The 20,306-nt window shown below is 62.6% G+C and carries 17 protein-coding genes and 1 riboswitch; of the genes, 9 read left to right on the top strand and 8 right to left on the bottom strand.

Translation table 11 applies throughout. The features are described 5' to 3' along the window. The first annotated feature begins 36 nt into the window (after positions 1-36). Both ABI582_RS12140 and ABI582_RS12135 read left to right on the top strand, forming a co-directional pair. On the top strand, positions 37-810 hold the full coding sequence (locus ABI582_RS12140) for a glycosyltransferase family 2 protein (RefSeq protein WP_338745432.1): 774 nt from the start codon (positions 37-39) through the stop codon (positions 808-810). A gap of 37 nt (positions 811-847) precedes the next feature. After that, on the top strand, positions 848-1,939 hold the full coding sequence (locus ABI582_RS12135; protein ID WP_338745431.1) for a glycosyltransferase: 1,092 nt from the start codon (positions 848-850) through the stop codon (positions 1,937-1,939). A 3-nt stretch (positions 1,940-1,942) separates the two neighbouring features. On the opposite strand, the gene ABI582_RS12130 is transcribed toward ABI582_RS12135, so the two are convergent. Further along, on the bottom strand, positions 1,943-2,548 hold the full coding sequence (locus tag ABI582_RS12130) for a toluene tolerance protein (protein WP_338745430.1): 606 nt from the start codon (positions 2,546-2,548) through the stop codon (positions 1,943-1,945). Positions 2,549-2,649: 101 nt separating this feature from the next. Here ABI582_RS12130 and ABI582_RS12125 point away from each other — a divergent pair, with 101 nt between their 5' ends. The 3 genes from ABI582_RS12125 (at position 2,650) to hldE (ending at position 7,202) form a co-directional block, all read left to right on the top strand. Beyond that, positions 2,650-3,825: an O-antigen ligase family protein gene (locus ABI582_RS12125; protein WP_442119287.1), complete on the top strand. Its 1,176-nt coding sequence runs from the start codon at positions 2,650-2,652 to the stop codon at positions 3,823-3,825. A 15-nt stretch (positions 3,826-3,840) separates the two neighbouring features. After that, positions 3,841-5,649 (top strand): lipid A export permease/ATP-binding protein MsbA, encoded by a 1,809-nt coding sequence (msbA, locus tag ABI582_RS12120; RefSeq protein ID WP_338745428.1) that lies wholly within the window; start codon positions 3,841-3,843, stop codon positions 5,647-5,649. Positions 5,650-5,780: 131 nt separating this feature from the next. After that, positions 5,781-7,202 (top strand): bifunctional D-glycero-beta-D-manno-heptose-7-phosphate kinase/D-glycero-beta-D-manno-heptose 1-phosphate adenylyltransferase HldE, encoded by a 1,422-nt coding sequence (hldE, locus tag ABI582_RS12115; RefSeq protein ID WP_338745427.1) that lies wholly within the window; start codon positions 5,781-5,783, stop codon positions 7,200-7,202. A gap of 131 nt (positions 7,203-7,333) precedes the next feature. On the opposite strand, the gene ABI582_RS12110 is transcribed toward hldE, so the two are convergent. The 4 genes from ABI582_RS12110 to ABI582_RS12095 form a co-directional block, all read right to left on the bottom strand. Next, the gene (locus ABI582_RS12110; RefSeq protein ID WP_338745426.1) at positions 7,334-8,302 is read right to left on the bottom strand and encodes a metal ABC transporter ATPase; all 969 of its coding nucleotides are present in this window, start codon (positions 8,300-8,302) and stop codon (positions 7,334-7,336) included. 55 nt (positions 8,303-8,357) lie between these two features. Next, positions 8,358-9,170 (bottom strand): aldo/keto reductase, encoded by an 813-nt coding sequence (locus tag ABI582_RS12105; protein ID WP_442119286.1) that lies wholly within the window; start codon positions 9,168-9,170, stop codon positions 8,358-8,360. Next, on the bottom strand, positions 9,167-10,342 hold the full coding sequence (locus ABI582_RS12100; protein ID WP_442119285.1) for an NAD(P)/FAD-dependent oxidoreductase: 1,176 nt from the start codon (positions 10,340-10,342) through the stop codon (positions 9,167-9,169). Before ABI582_RS12100 ends, ABI582_RS12105 begins: the two co-directional genes overlap by 4 nt. Positions 10,343-10,551: 209 nt before the next feature. Beyond that, the gene (locus tag ABI582_RS12095; protein WP_008095055.1) at positions 10,552-10,884 is read right to left on the bottom strand and encodes a DMT family transporter; all 333 of its coding nucleotides are present in this window, start codon (positions 10,882-10,884) and stop codon (positions 10,552-10,554) included. Positions 10,885-10,971: 87 nt separating this feature from the next. On the opposite strand from ABI582_RS12095, the gene ABI582_RS12090 reads away from it, so the two are divergent. Next, complete coding sequence (locus ABI582_RS12090; RefSeq protein ID WP_442119284.1) at positions 10,972-11,862, top strand: LysR family transcriptional regulator; 891 nt, start codon at positions 10,972-10,974, stop codon at positions 11,860-11,862. 23 nt (positions 11,863-11,885) lie between these two features. On the opposite strand, the gene ABI582_RS12085 is transcribed toward ABI582_RS12090, so the two are convergent. Further along, the gene (locus tag ABI582_RS12085; RefSeq protein ID WP_442119283.1) at positions 11,886-12,608 is read right to left on the bottom strand and encodes an RHS repeat-associated core domain-containing protein; all 723 of its coding nucleotides are present in this window, start codon (positions 12,606-12,608) and stop codon (positions 11,886-11,888) included. A 191-nt stretch (positions 12,609-12,799) separates the two neighbouring features. On the opposite strand from ABI582_RS12085, the gene waaA reads away from it, so the two are divergent. Next, complete coding sequence (waaA, locus tag ABI582_RS12080; protein ID WP_442119282.1) at positions 12,800-14,071, top strand: lipid IV(A) 3-deoxy-D-manno-octulosonic acid transferase; 1,272 nt, start codon at positions 12,800-12,802, stop codon at positions 14,069-14,071. 152 nt (positions 14,072-14,223) lie between these two features. Here waaA and ABI582_RS12075 read toward each other — a convergent pair whose 3' ends face one another. Beyond that, on the bottom strand, positions 14,224-15,657 hold the full coding sequence (locus tag ABI582_RS12075; protein WP_132845073.1) for a TolC family outer membrane protein: 1,434 nt from the start codon (positions 15,655-15,657) through the stop codon (positions 14,224-14,226). Positions 15,658-15,817: 160 nt separating this feature from the next. After that, positions 15,818-15,924: riboswitch (TPP riboswitch) on the top strand. 156 nt (positions 15,925-16,080) lie between these two features. On the opposite strand from ABI582_RS12075, the gene thiC reads away from it, so the two are divergent. Further along, positions 16,081-17,961, top strand: coding sequence for a phosphomethylpyrimidine synthase ThiC (thiC, locus tag ABI582_RS12070; protein WP_063423398.1), 1,881 nt, complete (start codon positions 16,081-16,083; stop codon positions 17,959-17,961). A gap of 173 nt (positions 17,962-18,134) precedes the next feature. Further along, the gene (gene cytX / locus ABI582_RS12065; protein ID WP_442119281.1) at positions 18,135-19,418 is read left to right on the top strand and encodes a putative hydroxymethylpyrimidine transporter CytX; all 1,284 of its coding nucleotides are present in this window, start codon (positions 18,135-18,137) and stop codon (positions 19,416-19,418) included. Here the strand turns inward: cytX and ABI582_RS12060 are convergent. Beyond that, positions 19,387-20,133: an RsiV family protein gene (locus ABI582_RS12060; RefSeq protein WP_043198160.1), complete on the bottom strand. Its 747-nt coding sequence runs from the start codon at positions 20,131-20,133 to the stop codon at positions 19,387-19,389. The genes cytX and ABI582_RS12060 overlap by 32 nt on opposite strands. Between the last annotated feature and the right edge of the window lie 173 nt (positions 20,134-20,306).

Below are 20,306 nucleotides of genomic sequence, written 5' to 3'. Positions count from 1 at the left end.
GTTGAAAGCCTATAGTCGCAATGCGGAGGGAGTCCGGTGCGCTTTTCAGAAGAAAGTGATGTCACGCTTGTCGTGACCAGTTGTGGGCGGTTCGATCTGCTCAAAGACACCCTTGAGAGTTTCGATCGCTACAACACCGCGCCCATTCGCGAAGTGTTCATCACCGAAGATTCCGGTGACGATGCCGTGCATGGCGCTGTGCCAGAGCACTGGAAACCGCACTGCAAAGTGTTCGTCAACCGGCCCAAGCTCGGCCAGTTGCCGTCTATCGACCTGGCCTACAGCCACGTCAAGACGCCGTATATCTTCCACTGCGAAGACGACTGGCATTTCTACCGCCAGGCCTTTGTCGAAGATTCGCGGGCCATTCTGGATACCAGCCCGGACGTGTTGCAGGTGTGGCTGCGCAGCCATGCCCACGACCTGGCTATCCATAGCCCGTACATCCACCTGGGCGATCGCCAGATCATCGCCGGCGTCCCGTGCTATCCGCTGTTATCCGACAAGGCTGAATGGCAGGCGTTTTCGCTCAATCCCGGCCTGCGTCGGTTGAGTGATTACCAGCGCTGTGCGCCATTTGCCGCCTATGCTGGAGAGAAGGCGCTTTCTCGTCGCTACGCTGAGTTGAATCTGACAGCTGTCACCTTGGAGGGAGATGCGGTTTTGCACACTGGATTCGGCAATCACGTGATCTTGCCCATTGAAGTGGAGCGCAAGGCCAAGCGTCGCCAACGTGATCGGATCAAACTGGCATTGACGCTGGTGACAGGTGCCTTGATCGGCATGGGTATCACCCTTTTTGTTCAATGAAGTCGCTGTCCCACCTGACATGAGCGGGAGAGGGCCCATGAACATCGTCAATATGATGTGGGCGGGCGGAACGCCGTACATGTCCATCCACAAGGTGCATCGGCAAGTGCTTTCGCACGCCGGTACCGATGCCCGGATCAGTAACTGGTTGCTGCTGGGTAGCGGGCTGTGCTGTGGGCTCGGTTCGACACGGGAATGGCACATGCCACCCCGGGCGTTGAAAGGGCGGCACCTGTGGCGCCTGCTGCGGCCGTGGTTGCGCATGCGTTTGCGCAAGGCGCTGACCGAGGCCAAGGCAGAAATCGTCTTGCTTGACGGTATTGGCGTCGCGCGGCTGGTACTGCCGCTGCTGCAAAACATTCCACAGGTGCGGGCCAAGGTGCTGTTCCATGGCAAGACCCGCCTGAACAGCAGCGATATTCGCTTGTTGCGTATGCTCCCGGCCGAGCGCCTGAGCATCGCAGCTGTGTCGCGTACGCTGGCCGAGTCGCTGGAGCATGACCTGGGCAGGCCGGTGCAGACCCTGCGCATGGCGCTCGACCCGCTGGCGTTCGTCGAACCGTTGCTGAGCCGGGACAAGGCCAGGCATGCGCTGCAGCTGCCTCAGGCCGAAGGGGTGACGCTGGGCGCGGTAGGGCGGTTGGTAGAGAGCAAAGGCTTCGAAATGCTGATCGAGGCATTCGCCAAGGCCATTGCAAGGCAACCGGGACTGCAGTTGGCGATCATTGGTGAGGGGCCGCAGCATGCCGTGCTGCAGGAGCGTATCGATGCGCTGGGCCTGGCTGGGCGGGTTCATCTGCGCGGTCACCGCGAGGACCTGCAGCAGCTCTATCGGGCATTCGACTGGCTGTTGGTGCCTTCGCGTTCCGAGGGCCTGGGGCTGGTAGTGCAAGAGGCGGTGATGGCCGATGTACCGGTGGTATGCAGTGACCTGCCGGTGTTCCGCGAGCAGTTGCGTGACACCGGTGGCTACCTGCCCGTTGCCGACGAGAGCGCATGGGCTGAAGCGATCGAGCGTTGTACAGCCCTCAGCGCCCCGGCGGTAGCTGCGCGGCAGCGTCAGGCGCTGGCGCCGGAGCAAGCCTGGCAGGCCTTCTGCACCGGCTCGCAGATCCTGTTGCGCAACTGACGCTCAGCGCGCCAGCAGGGCTGCCTCGAAGGCGGCCAGGGGGAACCGGTCGCCCAGGTTCTCCCGCTCGATATAGCGCACCATGTGCTGCACATTGCGCCGAATCATGCGGGCCGACAACGGCGGGCGCAAAAAGCGCATGTCGGCCACATCGATCAGGCCCAGGTGCTGGTCAGGGGTAACCACGACATTGCCCAGGTGCAACGAGCGGAAGTACACGCCGCTGTGGTGCAGCTGGCGCACCAGCTGGATCAGTTGCGGAAGATACGTGTCCCAGCTGAAGCCTTCATCGCGCGACATTTGCAGCAAGGTGCGCCCGGGTAGCGGCCGATACAGCACAGCAGTGCGGCCTGGCTGGTCGAGCTTGTGCTGGCTGATCACCTCCAGGGTGGGGATACCCAGTTGCGCCAGGCGCGCGGCGTTATCGACGAAGCGCTGTGAGTAGGGGCGCAGCAGTGCAGATGAAATCAGCCGCTTCCTGCGAAAAACCTTGAGGATATTACCATCCGCGAGCAGGTAGACTTTGGCGCCATGGCTGTCTGCCTCAAGCACCTGTGCGCCTTGTGTCAGCTGATCGAAGTCGACCTGGGTGAGCCGGGAGCATTGCATGAATAGAGCCTTGTCGTCTGGCGAGCAAAATGACCGGTAATAATGCCGAAAATAATGCTGTAGCACCATGGACGGTGCCTTTGATTCATCGGGGGAAATGGATGCTGTATCAAAAAAACTGGGCGCAGGCCTGGTTGGGGTTGGGCCTGGTCTGGTTCCTGGGGGCGATTGCCTTGGCGCCGAGCAACAAGATTTATCAGCAAGGCCTGGTGTTGTTCCTGTGGCTGCCGACGTTGGTGCTGGCCTGGTCGGCCCGCGCGGTACTGGTGCAAGCCTGGAAGCGTCAGCCGGCGTTGTGGATGAGTGTGCTGCTGCTGTTGGCCTGGAGTGGCCTGAGCCTGGCCTGGTCGCCCGCAGAGGACTCGGGGCGCGAGATCAAGCGCCTGCTCTACATTCTGGTGTTCCTGCTGGCGTTCCCGCTGCTGGCCCAGCTGGGCCTGGCGAAGGTTCGCCAGCTGTTGCTGCTTGGTAGCGGCCTGCTGGCCGTCGCGGCACTGGTCTCGATCGTCAACTTCTATGGTTTGCAGGGTAAGTCTTTGCTGGCCCGCCTGGCCGGCATTGGCGAGATATCACATCCCATTCTGGGTGCTTATGTCATTGGCTCGGCCGTTCTTTTCCTGCTTTATGAGCCACCGCGGCAGCGTGGCCTGCAGCTGCTGTGGCTGGTTGCACTGGCTTGCCTGGGGGCTTTTGCCATGCTCAGCCAGAGCCGTGGCGCGCTCCTGGCCCTGGTACTCACCGTCACCATGGCACCGCTGTGGTTCCGTGACCGCCACAGCCAGGTGTTTTCCATCCTGGCAGTCATTGCAACCGGCCTTGCTGTTTCTGCGATGTATGACCTGATCGCCCTGCGCGGCTCATCCTTCCGGCCGGAAATCTTCCATGCCGTGGTCGACATGATTGCCGCGCACCCCTGGACCGGCCTGGGCCTTGGTGCGGGCTACGACGTCAGTGCGGTGGGCAGGCACTTCGACCACACCCACAACATGTTTACCCACGTTGCCGTGGAGATGGGCCTGCCTGGCATGCTGCTCTGGGTCTTGGTGTGGTTGTTCACGCTGGGTGAAATCATTCGCGTGCGCGGCACCTTGTTCGGCAAGCTCCTGCTGAGCTTCTGGGTGTACTCGACCCTGGCCATGCAGTTCGATGCCGCCAGCCTCACCGGTACGCCGCGTGCCGAATGGTTCATCAGCTGGCTGCCTGTTGGCCTTGCCATGATGCTGCCATGGGGGCGTGCCGAAAATGACGCCTGTGGTAAAATTTCCGGTTCAACCTGAACAGCGAGCTTGATAATGGCCGAAACCCCGCGACCGGCGGAGCACACCTCCAGCCTGAAGATCTACTTCCGGCTGTTGGGCTATGTGAAACCCTATGTCGGCATTTTCCTGCTGAGCATTGTCGGTTTCGTGATCTTTGCCTCGACCCAGCCGATGCTGGCCGGCATCCTGAAGTACTTTGTTGACGGGCTGAGCAACCCTGAAGCGGTGTTGTTCCCCAATGTCCCCTACCTGCGCGACCTGCAATTGCTGCAGGCGGTGCCGCTGCTGATCATCCTGATCGCCGCGTGGCAGGGCCTGGGGTCGTTCCTTGGCAACTATTTCCTGGCCAAGGTTTCCCTGTGCCTGGTGCACGACCTGCGCGTGGAGTTGTTCAACAAGCTGCTGGTACTGCCCAACCGCTACTTCGACAACCACAACTCCGGGCACCTGATTTCGCGTATCACCTTCAACGTGACCATGGTCACCGGTGCTGCCACCGATGCAATCAAGGTTGTCATCCGTGAAGGCCTGACCGTGGTGTTCCTGTTTGCCTACCTGCTGTGGATGAACTGGCACCTGACCTTGGTCATGGTCGCCATCCTGCCGGTGATCGCGGTTATGGTCAGCATCGCCAGCAAGAAATTCCGCAAGCAGAGCAAGAAGATTCAGGTGGCCATGGGCGACGTCACCCACGTTGCGTCGGAAACCATCCAGGGGTACCGCGTGGTCCGTAGCTTCGGCGGCGAGGCCTACGAGCAGCGGCGTTTCAGCAAGGCCAGCCAGAGCAACACCGACAAGCAGCTGCGCATGACCAAGACCGGCTCACTGTATACGCCGATGCTGCAACTTGTGATCTACAGCGCCATGGCCGCGCTGATGTTCCTGGTGCTGTTCCTGCGTGGTGAGTCCACCGCCGGTGACCTGGTGGCCTATATCACGGCTGCCGGCCTGCTGCCCAAGCCGATTCGTCAGTTGTCGGAAGTCAGCTCGACTATTCAGAAGGGCCTGGCAGGTGCAGAAAGCATCTTCGAGCAACTGGACGAAGAGCCTGAACTGGACACCGGTACTGTCGAGAAAGACCGTGTGGACGGGCGCCTGGAAGTACGCAACCTGAGCTTCACCTACCCGGGTACCGAGCGTGAAGTGCTGAGCGACATCAGCTTTGTCGCCGAGCCTGGGCAGATGATCGCCCTGGTCGGCCGCTCTGGCAGCGGCAAGTCGACCCTGGCGGCGCTGATCCCGCGTTTCTATCACCACGACCAGGGGCAGATCCTGCTTGATGGTGTGGAGATCGAGAACTACCGCCTGCGCAACCTGCGCCGCCACGTTTCGCAGGTGACCCAGCACGTCACCCTGTTCAACGACACAGTGGCCAACAACATCGCCTATGGCGATCTGGCGGGTGCCCCACGCGCCGACATCGAAGCCGCTGCGGCCGATGCTTACGCCAAAGAGTTCGTCGACCGCTTGCCGAAGGGCTTCGACACCGACGTGGGTGAAAACGGCGTGCTGCTCTCTGGCGGCCAGCGCCAGCGCCTGGCCATTGCCCGGGCGCTGCTGAAAAACGCGCCGCTGCTGATTCTCGACGAGGCCACCTCGGCACTGGATACCGAATCCGAGCGGCACATCCAGGCTGCCCTGGACCACGTGATGCAAGGCCGCACCACGCTGGTGATCGCCCACCGCCTGTCGACCATCGAGAAGGCTGACCAGATCCTGGTCATGGACCAGGGGCGCCTGGTAGAACGCGGCACCCACGCCGAGCTGCTCGCGGCCAATGGCCATTATGCCCGCCTGCACGCCATGGGCCTGGATGAGCCGGTCAAGGCCGATATCACCTGAGTCCTCCCTGATCGGGGCCGTAACGGCCCCGATCGTCACGGGAATTTACTGGGGACGATCTGGCCGTAAAGCCGTCGACTACCCTGTGCTAATATCCTGCCCCTGTTCATTATTTTTCATATGGGTTGCCCATGAAGTTGTCCATGCCGCGTTTCGATCAAGCCCCGGTTCTGGTGGTCGGCGATGTCATGCTCGACCGCTACTGGCATGGCGGTACTTCGCGTATCTCGCCTGAAGCGCCAGTGCCGGTGGTGAAGGTCGATCAGATCGAGGATCGCCCCGGCGGCGCGGCCAACGTTGCCCTGAACATTGCCGCTTTAGGCGCACCGGCTTCGCTGATCGGCGTTACCGGCCAGGACGAGGCCGCCGACAGCCTGGCCAACAGCCTGCAGGCTGCGGGCGTGCGGTCGGTGTTCCAGCGCATCGCGCACCAGCCGACCATCGTCAAGCTGCGGGTCATGAGCCGTCACCAGCAGCTGCTGCGTATCGATTTCGAAGAGCCGTTCGCCACTGACCCGCTGTCGCTGGGTGCCGAAGTCGACAACCTGCTCGAAGGGGTCAAGGTGCTTGTCTTGTCGGACTACGGCAAGGGCGCACTGAAGAATCACCAAAGCCTGATCCAGGCGGCGCGGGCCAAGGGCATTCCGGTGCTGGCCGACCCCAAGGGCAAGGACTTTTCCATCTACCGTGGCGCCAGCCTGATTACCCCGAACCTCAGCGAGTTCGAGACTATCGTTGGCCGTTGCGCCGATGAGGCCGAACTGGTCGCCAAAGGCTTGCAGCTGCTGCAGGACCTGGACCTGGGCGCCGTGCTGGTAACCCGGGGCGAGCACGGCATGACCCTGCTGCGCATTGGCCAGCCGGCGCTGCACCTGCCGGCGCGGGCACGTGAAGTGTTCGACGTGACCGGTGCCGGCGATACCGTCATCTCCACCCTTGCCGCAGCCATTGCCGCGGGCGAGGACCTCCCCCACGCGGTGGCCCTGGCCAACCTGGCGGCAGGCATCGTGGTCGGCAAGCTGGGTACCGCTGCAATCAGTGCCCCCGAACTGCGCCGGGCGATCCAGCGCGAGGAAGGCTCCGAGCGCGGCGTGCTGGGCCTGGAGCAACTGCTGCTGGCCATCGATGACGCGCGGGCGCACAAAGAGAAGATTGTCTTCACCAACGGCTGCTTCGACATCCTGCATGCCGGGCATGTCACCTACCTGGAGCAGGCGCGGGCCCAGGGCGATCGCCTGATCGTCGCGGTCAACGACGACGCTTCGGTCAGCCGTTTGAAAGGGCCGGGCCGGCCGATCAACAGCGTCGACCGGCGCATGGCCGTACTGGCCGGGCTGGGCGCGGTGGACTGGGTAATCAGCTTCCCGGAAGGCACCCCGGAAAACCTGCTGAGCCAGGTCAAGCCGGATGTGTTGGTCAAGGGGGGCGACTATGGCATTGATCAGGTAGTGGGCGCTGATATCGTCAAGGCCTATGGCGGCACTGTGAAGGTGCTTGGCCTGGTCGAGAACAGCTCGACCACCGCGATTGTCGAGAAGATTCGCAAGAACTGATACAGCCGGGGCCGCTTTGCGGCCCGTTCGCGGCACAAGGCCGCTCCTACAGGGATCGCGTAAGCCATGGCAAATGCGGTCCCGGTAGGAGCGGCCTTGTGCCGCGAACGGGCTGCAAAGCAGCCCCAGTATCACTTGTTCAGGCTGGTACGCGCCCGCTCCAGCAATGCCCGGGCCTTGTCGCCAAAGCGCTGCAGGTGCGATGCCCGCGCCGGCTTGCTCTCCACCAGCCCCTGCTGCTTCACCCAGTCCTTCCAGCGCACCCGTTCGTCCGTCACTACCCAGCCTTCCTGCCGGGCAAAACTCTCGGCCAGGTAGAGTCCGCGCGTGCTCGCCGGAACCAGTTCATCCTTCTTCAGCGTATACAGCTCCGCCAGCGGATGGCCGTCCTTCAACGGCATCAGATAGAGGTCTGGCCGCTTACGGTTGAGCCGCGCTACCAGTTGGTCACCCTCCAGTCGCTCATCGACGTGGAACAGGCTGAGTTTCTTGGCTTCCCGGGGCACCTGCAGGCGCATGTCGTAGATCAGTTGCAGCGAGGCGGTGGGCAGATGCACATAGGCCCGTGGCCGCTCAAGCAGCATCAGGTTGCCACTGTGCACGGGCCGGGCTGCGCCGGACTCAGGGGTCAGCAAGAAGTGCGGTGTTTCACGATAGTGAAGGGCGGCGGCGTATGGGACGGGCAGCCAGGTATCGTTGAAGCGCCCGCCTAACCAGCCTTCCGGGGTTTCCAGCAGGCATTCCTCAGCCACTTCCTGAACAGCCGTGTGCAACGGCAGGTTCAGCTCCTGCGCCGGTACATACCCAGAAATCAGTTTCAGCACCACATCGCCACGGTCTTGCCGGCGCTGGCGCACCAACACCCAGTAATCACGGTTTTGCCAATGCAGGGTCAGGCGCACCGAGACACCCAGGTTGGCCAGTTCGACCACGAAGCGCTGCGTGTCGGGCAGCTGGATGGCCTTGCGCCGCTGTTGGGTCTGGGCAAAGTTCAGCGGCATGCCGATGCTCTGGTAAATCAGGCCTTCGGGTGTGGCTTCGACATGCAGTGGCAGTGTCTTGAAGTTGCTCGGGTTCTTGCGGATCAGCGTTCGCGCCACGAGGCTCCTCCTTGCGTCGGGTCATTCTCCTGGCCCTTGTTGGGCCAGGGGCATCTCAGTGCTGGCCCAGGATGCGGGCGACGGTGGCCACGTTGTGGGCCAGGTGCAGCGGATTGATGGTGCCGACGATAGCACTGCTGACGCCCGGGTGGGCGAATAGCAGCTCGAAGCTTGCCTGCACCGGGTCAACGCCCGGGGCCAGGCAGACATGCCCGCTGGCCAGGGCCTTCTTTACCAGGATGGCCTTGCCGTGTTCGGCAGCGTAGTCCAGCACCGGGCGTTCTGCCTGTTCGTTGAGGTTATAGGTGACCATTGCACAGTCGCCTTGCTCCAGCGCTTTCAGGCCGCCGGCGACGGTCTTGCCGGACAGGCCGAAACCGAGGATCTTGCCCTCCTGCTTGAGCTCGGCCAAGGTCTGATAGACCTCCTGCTGTTCGAGGATCGCCAGGTCGTTGCCGTCGGAATGCACCAGCACCAGTTCGATACGGTCGGTTTCCAGGCGGCGCAGGCTGCGCTCCACCGAACGGCGGGTGTGGGCGGCACTGAAGTCGAAGTGCGACAGGCCATTGTCGAATTCTTCGCCGACCTTGCTGACGATCACCCATTCATCGCGTTGGCCGCGCAGCAGTGGGCCCAGGCGTTCTTCGCTGCGGCCATAGGCGGGGGCAGTGTCGATCAGGTTGATGCCCAGTTCGCGGGCCTGCGCCAGCAGCATGCGGGCTTCGTCATCGTCCGGGATGGTGAAACCGGTGGGGTACTTCACACCCTGGTCGCGGCCCAGCTTGACCGTGCCCAGGCCCAGCGGCGAAACCTGGAAACCGGTGCTGCCCAGCGGGCGGTGGAAGTCGTGCAGGGTGGGCAGGCTCATGGCAGCAGTTGCTCCCAGGCTGGTACACCTAGCGGTGGGCGTGGCAGGCCGGCCAGGTCGGCTTGTGCCTGTGGGCGGATGCCGTCGCGCTCCAGATGGGCGATAACTCGGTCGCTGAAGTCGGGTGCCAAAGCCAGCTTGGTCGGCCAGCCGACCATCAAGCGTTGCTGGTCGGCGAGGAATGCGTTGTCCGGGCGAACCAGGCCCGATTGTGCGGGCTCTGCACGGTCGACCCGCAGGGTGGCCCAGCGCACCTGGCTTTGGTCGACCCATGGCAGCAGGCTGGCGATTTCCTTCTGCGCCGCAGCAATCTGTGCGGCCGGTTCGCGTGCCACGCCATCGGCTTCGGCCAGGTCGCCGCCGAGGTACCACACCCACTGGCCATCGGCTGCCGGGTGGGTAGTCACCGTAACGCGCGGCTTGGGCCCGCCACCGAGGCAGTGAGCGTACAAAGGTTTGAGGTTCGGGCCCTTGGCCATGACCATGTGCAGGGGGCGTGTCTGCATTGCGGGCTGCTGCAAGCCGAGGGTGTGCAGCAAGTCTGCGGTGCCGGCGCCTGCACTCAATACAACGCGCTGGGCACGGATTTCGCGGCCGTCGACGCGCAGGCCGACCAGTTCGTCGCCTTCGCTCAGCGGTTCGATGTGTTCGCCCGCCAGCAGGCTGTCACCCGCCAGTTCGGCCAGGTTGGCCAGCAAGCTGGGCACGTCGATGACCAGCTCGGCCAGGCGATACACCTTGCCCTTGAAGGCGCGGTCCTGCAGTGCAGGCGGCAGTTGTTCGCCCTTGACCTGTTCGACACGGGTGCGCACAGCCTTGCTGGCGAAGAAGCTTGTGAGGTTGCCGGCCAGGGTGCCCGGTGACCACAAGTAGTGGGCATCGGAGAGCAGGCGGGTACGGCCGAGGTCGAGTTCGCCGTCGCCAGCCAAGGCCTCACGCCAGCGCCGCGGCATGTCGGCGATGGCTTCCGAGGCGCCGGTCAGGGCGCCGTGCAGCGCGTACTTGGTGCCGCCGTGGATGATGCCCTGCGACTTGATCGTCTGCTCACCGCCAAGGCTGGCGCGTTCCACCAGCACTGTCGAGTAGCCCTGGCGGCGCAGGCGGGCATTGAGCCAGAGGCCTGCGACCCCGGCGCCGACGATCAGCACGTCAGTGGAAATGGCAGATGGCATGGCGGTACCTCGAAGACTGGGACAGCTGGCAAGTATACAGGCTCAGGCCAGTGTGGGCTTTGTGATCCTGGGGCTGCTGCGCAGCCCATCGCGACACAAGGCCGCTCCTACAGGTGCCCCGCAAATTCCGAGGCCTGCACGATCCCTTGTAGGAGCGGCCTTGTGTCGCGATGGGCCGCAAAGCGGCCCCAGGATCCATCAGGCAAACATCAATGCCCGGCTGTTTTGGAGAACAGCTGAATCACCACCACCCCACCCACAATCATGGCCATGCCCAGCATCGCCGGCACATCCAGCTTCTGCCCGTAGATCACCAGCGCCGCCACGCTGATCAGCACAATCCCCAGCCCCGACCAGATGGCGTAGGCGATCCCCACCGGAATGCTGCGTACCACCAGGGTCAGCATCCAGAACGCAATGCCGTAGCCGACCACCATCAGCAGCAGTGGCAGTGGCGTGCTCAGGCCTTTCACCGCTTTCATGGAGGCAGTGGCGATAACTTCGGCGCAGATGGCGATGGCGAGATAGGTATAGGCATTCATGACAGGATCCTCTGGTAACTGGTCTGGCATTCTAGGCCTTGCCCAGATGCGGTAAAGTCATTACCTATCAGATATGGGGATAGGTTGATGGCTGAGCAATGGAACCTGGAGCAGCTGCGAATCTTTCTGCGCGTCGCCGAATTGCGCTCCTTTTCTGCCGTTGCCCGTGAACAACGCAAGGCTCAATCGGCCATCAGCAATGCCATCGCCCTGCTGGAAGCAGACCTGGGTGTGACGTTGTTTGAGCGCAGCAGCGGCCGGCAACCGAAGCTGACCGAAAATGGCAGCGCGTTGTTGGAAGATGCCCGCGAACTGTTGCGTCAGTGCGAACACCTGGATGGCCGTGCCCTGGCCCTGATGCGTGGGCAGGAGGCCTTGCTGCGGGTTGCCCAGGACGAAGCCATGCCTTACCAGCCGGTGATCGACAGCCTCGACGAACTGGCCAGTCGCTACCCGTTCCTGGAGGTGCAACTGGCCAGCGGTGCCCAGGGCGATGTGGCGCGCAAATTGGTGGAGCGGCGCGCCGATCTGGGCCTGTTCTTCCACCACGAAAGCATCCCGGCCTCGCTGGAGCGGCGGGCGCTGGGCAGTGTGGAGATGGTTACGGTATGCGCGATCGGCCACCCACTGGCGGGCGAGGGCCGGGTCACCCGCCAGCAACTGGCACGCCACCGGCAATTGCTTATCGCCCCACAGCAAAGTGGTTACCCCGGCGGCGAGGCGATCAGCCCGCAGGTATGGCGTGCCGACAGCTTCTACGCCATGGCTGAACTGCTGATGCGCGGCCTGGGCTGGGCCTGGTTGCCGCGGCACGTGGTGCAGTACCCGACCTACCAGGCGCACATGGTCGAGCTCGATAGCGAGTGGCGCCCGCCGGCGCTGGTGGCGGAACTGGCCTGGCGTCGTGATGCGCCCCTGGGGCCGGCCGCGCAGTGGCTGGCCGAGCGCTTTGGGGTGCACCTGCGTGCGATTGGTTAGTAGCGGCCCTATCGGTTTTGCGATTAAAACTCTACTTGGCGTTTGGTCGACCAAAGATCTCGCACTTGGTTGTACACGGTCTTGACAATCTTCTGGTCAGGTCGTTTTAGACGCGCTCGTGCCAAAAATTTTTCATAGTCTTTAATGCCATAATCATAGCCTGCGCGAAGTGCTTTTGTTCTACCGGTAAGCAATTGATTAAACTCTCCACGGGTCAGGTGGTTCTGAGCAAAATAATTAGATAGTGCTATTTCCGTAAATTCATCTGCACCCCGATTAAAAATGGGAGTGGTTGATTCGGGCGTGGCGCGCTTCATCGAGATTCCGGCCATGTCGGCTTTTATGCCGGGAAGAACGTTGGTCAGATTACTGATTTCTTTGCTTGAGAGGTGTTGGCTGACGCTTTTAAGGATGGTTCGGTGTTTGAGTAATGCTGGCAAGCCACCCACCGCTACACGTGAATTTGGCGCCGGACGCTTTCCAGAAAACAACTTCCGGCACCCACCTGTTGGGTCCAGATAATTCACAGGGTCGTTTGAGCAGTACGCATAGGTGTTGGTGCCACCTTTCTCAAAAGGACTAAGTGGGTCAGGTGACAAAAAACGCATGAGCGCGGGTGCATAGAAACGGTGCCCGTTACCGAGCCCGTAAGCTTGTAGAGGCATTGATAGTAGCTCGCCGTTAAAGCAACTCAGCAGGGCGTAAGCATTGGCGTATAAGTAGCCGTAGGGTAAATAGCTATTCATAACTTCCGACTTTTTGGTAATTTTCGTTCTGTTCGAGTAGTGATCATATTTAGGCGCCGGTACGCCAGTTACGCAACTATCAAAAATGCCAGTTTCCCCGGTGCGACCCAAGGCGTGCGCCGCTTGATGTCATAGGCGTCGAGCTACAATTCGCTGCCGCCATCGGCTCGGATACTAGTAAACTCCCCGCCATGAACAGAACCCTCTACACCTTGCTGTTTCACCTGGGGCTGCCGCTGGTCGCGCTGCGCCTGTACCTGCGCGCGCGCAAGGCGCCGGCCTATGGCCAGCGCGTCGCCGAGCGTTTTGCCTTCAAGCTGCCGGCCATGCGCCAGGGCGGTATCTGGGTGCATGCGGTGTCGGTGGGCGAGAGCATCGCTGCGGCGCCTATGGTGCGTGCCTTGCTCAAGGCCTACCCTGAATTGCCAATCACGCTTACCTGCATGACGCCGACAGGTTCCGAGCGTATTCGCGCCATGTTCGCCGACGAACCGCGCGTACAGCATTGCTACCTGCCCTACGATTTGCCGTGGGCGGCCGGGCGATTTCTCGCCCATGTGCAGCCGAAGCTGGGCATCATCATGGAAACCGAGTTGTGGCCCAACCACATCCACCAGTGCGCCAAACGCGGGATTCCGGTGGCGCTGGCCAACGCGCGATTGTCCGAGCGTTCGGCACGCGGCTACGGGCGCTTTGCCAAACTGACACGGCCGATGCTGGCGGAAATGAGCCTGATCGCCGTGCAGACCGAAACCGAGGCGCAACGCTTCCGTGCCCTGGGCGCGCGCCCTGAGTGCGTGCAGGTCACCGGTTCGATCAAGTTCGACTTGAAGGTCGACGGGCAACTGCTGCCGCGTGCCAGGGCATTGCGTGAGCAGTGGGGGGCCGAACAGCGCCCGGTGTGGATTGCCGCCAGTACCCATGACGGTGAGGATGCGCTGATTTTGCAGGCGCATCGGCAGTTGTTGCAGGTGCATGGCGATGCCTTGCTGATCCTGGTACCGCGCCATCCCGAGCGCTTCAACGCTGTGCATGCGCTGTGCAGCGAGCAATTCACCACCGTGCGCCGTTCTTCGGCAGCCCCGGTCGATGCGCAAACCCGCGTGTTGCTGGGCGACACCATGGGTGAGTTGCTGTTCCTCTACGCGCTGGCTGATATTGCCTTTGTCGGCGGTAGCCTGGTGCCGACCGGTGGGCACAACCCGCTGGAGCCGGCGGCGCTGGCCTTGCCGGTGCTGATGGGGCCGCATGTGTTCAACTTCCTTGAAATCAGCGCGATGTTGCGTGAAGCGGGGGCGTTGCAGCAGGTGGACGATGCCGACGGGCTGGCCGGGGCGGTGCGGCGGCTGGTCGAGTTGCCGCAGGATGCGCAACGCATGGGCGAGGCGGGCAGGGCGGTGATGCAGGCCAATCAGGGCGCGTTGCAGCGCTTGCTCGATGGCCTGGATGCGCTTATCCGCTGACTTTTGCTTTGGTTGTCCTGGCCTCATCGCCGGCAAGCCAGCTTCCACAGGTACTGCACATGGCTTGAGGCCAGTGAGGAACCTGTGGGAGCTGGCTTGCCGGCAATGAGGCTATCAAAAACAACCCGGTCTGTGAGCAATACACCCCTATTTCAAGGGCGGCGCTCAAAGTTCTTGGCCGCTGCGGCAGCCAGGTCTGGCGGCAGGAAGTCCTTGTCCGGGTTGTAGTCCGGTTTCAGGTAGCGCTTGAGGTCCTGCAGGTCTTGCGGGCTGAGGGTGCCGGCCGCCTGCTTCAGGCTCAGGTTGTCGAGGATGTAGTCATAGCGGCTGTTGTTGTAGTCGCGCACCGAGGTGTACAGCTGGCGCTGGGCATCGAGCACGTCGACGATGTTGCGGGTACCCACTTGGTAGCCGATTTCGGTGGCTTCCAGCGCGCTCTGGTTGGAGATGATCGACTGCTTGCGTGCTTGTACCTGTTCCACGTCGGTGTTCACCGCGCGGTGCAGGTTGCGGGTGTTTTCCACCACCTGGCGGCGCAGGCTTTCACGCTGCTGTTCGCTCTGGCTCAGGCGCTGATAGGCCTCGCGTACCTGCGAGCTGGTCAGGCCGCCGCTGTAGATCGGGATGTTCAACTGCAGGCCAACGCTGGTCTGTTCGACATCGCCGCTGTAGCGCACGCCCAATTGCGAAGGGTTGGTAAAGCCGAGGTTGTCGTTGTCACCCTTCTGGTACTTGGCCACTGCATCCAGGGTCGGCGCATGGCCGGCCTTGCGCTGGCGCAGGGTCTCTTCGGCGGCGGAAACCGCATAGTTGGTGGCCAGCAGGTTGAGGTTCTGGCGGCCGGCGGTTTCGACCCAGGCCTTGGCGTCGTTTGGCGTGGGTACCTGCACCGGCAGGGTATGCACCACGCCTTGAATCGAGGTGTATTCACGGTTGGTCAGGGTGACCAGCGCTTCAAAGGCATCCTGCACCTGGCGCTCGGCGATGATCCGGTTGGCACGGGCCGTATCATAGCTGGCCTGGGATTGCAGCACGTCGGTCTTGTCCGACAGGCCCACATCGAAGCGTTCGTTGGACTGGTCCAGCTGGCGTTTGAACGCGGCTTCCTCGGCCTTGGTGGCGGCCAGGTTGTCCTGCGCGCGCAGCACGGCGAAGTAGTTTTGCGCGGTTTGCAGGATCAGGTTCTGTTCAGTGGCCGACAGCTCCAGCGCCGCCTGCTCGTTGACCGCTTCAGCTGCCTGCAGCTGGAACCAGCGATCAGCGCGGAAGATTGGCTGGGCCAGGGTCGCGCTCCATGAGTTGCCGCTACGGTTGGAGGTGATGGAAGGCTCGTCCAGCTTGGTGCGGGTGTTCAGCATCTCGGCATCGGCCGAGAGGTTTGGCAGCAACCCGGCGCGGGCCTGCGGCACCACTTCGCGGCGGGCGCCATAATCGGCACGTGCCGCAGCCAGGTCGGCGTTGTTGTCTACTGCTTCCTGATAAACGCTGACCAAATCGGTTTTGACTGTCGAGGGCACGTCCACTGCCCAGGCCACTCCGTTGGACGCACAAGACACGGCTATCGCCAGTGAGAGTTTGCGCAGCATAGAGGCAATCCTTGTACGAAATTTAATTACTGAACTGTTGAGTATCGAGTGACGGGCCAGTGTAGTGCCATGCGCCCCTGGCAACAATCGCCCGGTGTGCCTTTCATCAACCGCGCATTTACCCGCTTGGCTTTGCCGACCACTCCAGTCTAGACTGCGCATGTTCTTGTCGGGGTGCCTTGAAGCAAAGGCTGAGATCGCAGAGGTGCGGATCCCGTTGAACCTGATCAGGTTAGCGCCTGCGTAGGGAACAAGATTGCTCGCCTTCCCGGGGAGCCTCTTGTGCCAGGTCCGGGAATGTCGCAGCTGCATGCAGCTTCAGGCACCCCCATATCCGGCACTGCACTCGTCCATGGGTGCGTCCGCGCTTTTCAGGTTCTCCCCCGACATTCCACTGCTAGGAAGCCGTCTGGAGAGCCTGTGATGACCAAACAAGAAAAAGCGATCAACCTCAGCGAATCGGCACAAGTCGATCAGCAGTCCGTGCAACCGTTCCCGCGCTCGCGCAAGATCTACGTCGAAGGCTCGCGCCCGGACATCCGCGTGCCCATGCGTGAAATCAGCCTGGACGATACCCCGACCGATTTTGGCGGCGAAACCAACGCGCCGGTACTGGTCTACGACACGTCCGGCCCGTACACCGACCCCAACGTGATCATTGATGTGCGCAAGGGCCTGGCCGATGTGCGCTCGGCCTGGATCGACGCCCGTGGTGACACCGAGCGCCTGGGCGGGCTTAGCTCCGACTTCGGCCAGCAGCGCCTGAACGACGCCGAACTGGCCAAGCTGCGCTTCGCCCACGTGCGCAACCCGCGCCGTGCCAAGGCTGGCGCCAACGTCTCGCAGATGCACTATGCCCGCCAGGGCATCATCACCGCCGAGATGGAATACGTCGCCATCCGCGAAAACATGAAGCTGCAAGAAGCCCGCGCCGCTGGCCTGCTGAACGAGCAGCACGCCGGCCACAGCTTCGGTGCCAACATCCCGAAAGAAATCACCCCCGAATTCGTCCGCCAGGAAATCGCCCGTGGCCGCGCGATCATCCCGGCCAACATCAACCACCCGGAAGTGGAGCCGATGATCATCGGCCGCAACTTCCTGGTGAAGATCAACGGCAACATCGGCAACAGTGCCCTGGGGTCCTCGATCGAGGAAGAAGTGGCCAAGCTGACCTGGGGCATCCGCTGGGGCTCGGACACGGTCATGGACCTGTCCACCGGCAAGCACATTCACGAAACCCGCGAGTGGATCATCCGCAACTCGCCGGTGCCGATCGGTACCGTGCCGATCTACCAGGCCCTGGAAAAGGTCAACGGCGTGGCCGAAGACCTGACCTGGGAGCTGTTCCGCGACACCCTGATCGAGCAGGCCGAGCAGGGCGTGGACTACTTCACCATCCATGCCGGTGTGCTGCTGCGCTATGTGCCGCTGACTGCCAAGCGCGTCACCGGCATCGTCAGCCGCGGTGGCTCGATCATGGCCAAGTGGTGCCTGGCGCACCACAAGGAAAACTTCCTGTACACGCACTTCGACGAAATCTGCGAAATCATGAAGGCCTACGACGTCAGCTTCTCGCTGGGTGACGGCCTGCGCCCCGGCTCCATCGCCGATGCCAACGACGCCGCGCAGTTCGGTGAGCTGGAAACCCTCGGCGAGCTGACCAAGATTGCCTGGAAGCACGACGTGCAGTGCATGATCGAAGGCCCGGGCCACGTGCCGATGCAGTTGATCAAGGAGAACATGGACAAGCAGCTGGAGTGCTGCGACGAGGCGCCGTTCTACACCCTCGGCCCGCTGACCACCGACATTGCACCGGGCTACGACCACATCACCTCGGGCATTGGTGCGGCGATGATCGGCTGGTTCGGTTGCGCCATGCTCTGCTACGTCACGCCCAAGGAACACCTGGGCCTGCCGAACAAGGACGACGTCAAGACCGGCATCATCACCTACAAGATCGCCGCCCACGCCGCCGACCTTGCCAAGGGCCACCCGGGCGCGCAGATTCGCGACAACGCCCTGTCCAAGGCGCGTTTCGAGTTCCGTTGGGAAGACCAGTTCAACCTGGGCCTGGACCCGGACACTGCCCGTGCCTTCCACGACGAGACCCTGCCGAAGGAATCGGCCAAGGTTGCGCACTTCTGCTCGATGTGCGGGCCGAAGTTCTGCTCGATGAAAATCACCCAGGAAGTGCGTGAGTACGCTGCCAAGATCGAGGCCGTGGATGTGACGGTCGAGCAAGGCATGCGCGAGCAGGCCGAGCGTTTCCGCCAGGAAGGCAGCCAGCTGTACCAGAAAGTCTGACTGCATAGCTGCCCCCTGTAGGAGCGGCCTTGTGTCGCGATGGGCCGCAAAGCGGCCCCGGCATTATCAGCGGTGAAGCTGAAACCGGGGGCCGCTTTGCGGCCCATCGCGACACAAGGCCGCTCCTACAACGACCGCGTACATCCATATTCCTCTGCCGAGTGCCAGCAAGCATGACCACCCCCAGCCAATTCTCCCCCGACCACCCGGTCCCCACCCACCAGCGCATCTTCGGCGCCCGCGACCTGTTCTCGCTGTGGTTCTCCCTTGGCATCGGCCTGATGGTGCTGCAAGTCGGCGCCATGCTCGCCCCAGGCCTTGGCCTTGCCGGCGCGGTGCTGGCCATCGCTCTGGGCACCGGCGTGGGTGTGCTGTTGCTGGGCGCCGCCGGCGTCATCGGCAGCGACACCGGCCTGTCCGCCATGGGCACCCTGAAGCTCAGCCTGGGCAGCCATGGCGCGCGCTTGCCGGCTGTGCTCAACCTGCTGCAACTGGTAGGTTGGGGCGCCTTCGAGATCATCGTCATGCGCGATGCCGCCAGCCTGCTGGGCGCGCGGGCGTTCGGCGAGGGCAGTGCCTGGAACAGCCCGATGCTCTGGACGCTGTGTTTCGGTGCCCTGGCCACCTTGCTGGCCGTCAGCGGGCCGCTGGCCTTCGTGCGCAAAGTGCTGCGCGCCTGGGGTCTCTGGGTGCTGCTGGGCGCTTGCCTGTGGCTGACCTGGAACCTGTTCGCCAAGGCCGACCTGGCTGAACTGTGGGGCCGCGCCGGTGACGGGTCGATGTCGCTGGCCGTGGGCTTCGACATCGTCATCGCCATGCCGCTGTCCTGGCTGCCGCTGATCGCCGACTACTCGCGCTTCGCCCGCAACGGCAAGCACGTGTTCGGCGGCACGGTCATTGGCTATTTCATCGGCAACACTTGGCTGATGAGCCTGGGCGTGGCCTACACCCTGGCCTTCGCAGCCAGTGGCGAGGTCAATGCCTTGCTGCTGGCCCTGGCCGGCGCCGGCATGGGTATTCCGTTGCTGCTGATTCTGCTGGACGAGTCGGAAAAGGCCTTCGCCGACATCCACTCGGCAGCGGTTTCCACCGGCGTGCTGGTGCCTGTGAAGGTCGAGCACCTGGCGCTGGCCATCGGCGTGCTGTGCACCCTGATCGCCCTGCTGGCGCCACTGGCCCAGTACGAGAACTTCCTGCTGCTGATCGGTTCGGTGTTCGCGCCGCTGTTCGGCGTGGTGTTGATGGACCACTACGTGGTTCGTCGTCGCCGCTTGCCGGCACAGGTCGGCGGTTTGCACTGGCAGGCGCTGGTGGCCTGGTTTACGGGGGTGGCGGTCTACCACCTGATTGCCGCGCAGGCACCGGAGCTGGGGGCTACCCTGCCAGCATTGCTGCTGGCAGGTGTGCTGCATGGGTTGCTGAGCCTTAGCCGCGGCCGGGAAACAGTTCAGGCTTGAGTACGCCATTCAGGCGTGGGTAGGGGATTTTCAGTTCCACGTGGCCCATGGAATAGGGCGCGATGGCATAGACCTCGTACTTGACCACTACTGCGCCGTACGTCAGGGCGATGTGCGGCGACTTCTTGAACGGCCAGGTTTTGACGAACTCGGCGTCCTTGTCCATGCCCACGCTCATCAGCCAGGCGCGGTGCGACTCCTCGACGGTTTTCCAGAAGGTGTCCTCCTGGCCCGGCACCAGCATGTCCTGCAGGGTCAGCACCTTGTCCAGCTTGCGCGAATAGTTGATGAAGCCGCGCCCAGGCATGCCGTGGGCGCCACCGCTGTCCAGGTAGCTGGACAACTCGATGATCACCAGCCCGTCATGCTGCTCGCGTACCTTGGCTTGCAGATAACTGCTGTTACGTTTGTCGGCACTGGCCAGGTATTGCTGTTCGTAGGCCTGCAAGGTGCTTGGCGCGGTGCCATGCTGATTGTCTTCGGTCAGTTGCAGCAGGCGTTTTTCGACGATGCCGTCGAGCGCGGGCAGGGCCGGGAAGTGGACCATGTCGATGTTCACCAGCGGGCAGTCGCTTTCGCTGCAGCCGGGTTTGACATGCTCCCAGGCGTCGCGCTTGACCTCGAGCGGGGCCCGGTAGTTGGGCGTGAACAGGCTCTGGCAGGCGCCCAGAGCGAGTGCCAGCACGGCCACGGAAGTCAGTTTGACAAGTGTCATGATGATCCTTGCAGAACAGGGAAAAGTCGGCCTTTGACCGTCTGCGCGGCCTTCAGTTCGCCACTAAGCTAACAGAGTGAAGACGTGCTGTCCCGAGTGTGCGAACGGTTGCCGGAAAGGGGTGAAACGCGAAAGCGTGCAGAGTAGGATGGCGCGATGCGGTAATTGAGGTA

The organism is Pseudomonas sp. SAS7 (assembly GCF_052112345.1).
GTDB classification, from domain to species: Bacteria; Pseudomonadota; Gammaproteobacteria; order Pseudomonadales; family Pseudomonadaceae; genus Aquipseudomonas; species Aquipseudomonas putida_Q.
Note: the sequence above shows the minus strand (reverse complement) of the source record. Positions and strands in the feature narration are given on the sequence as shown.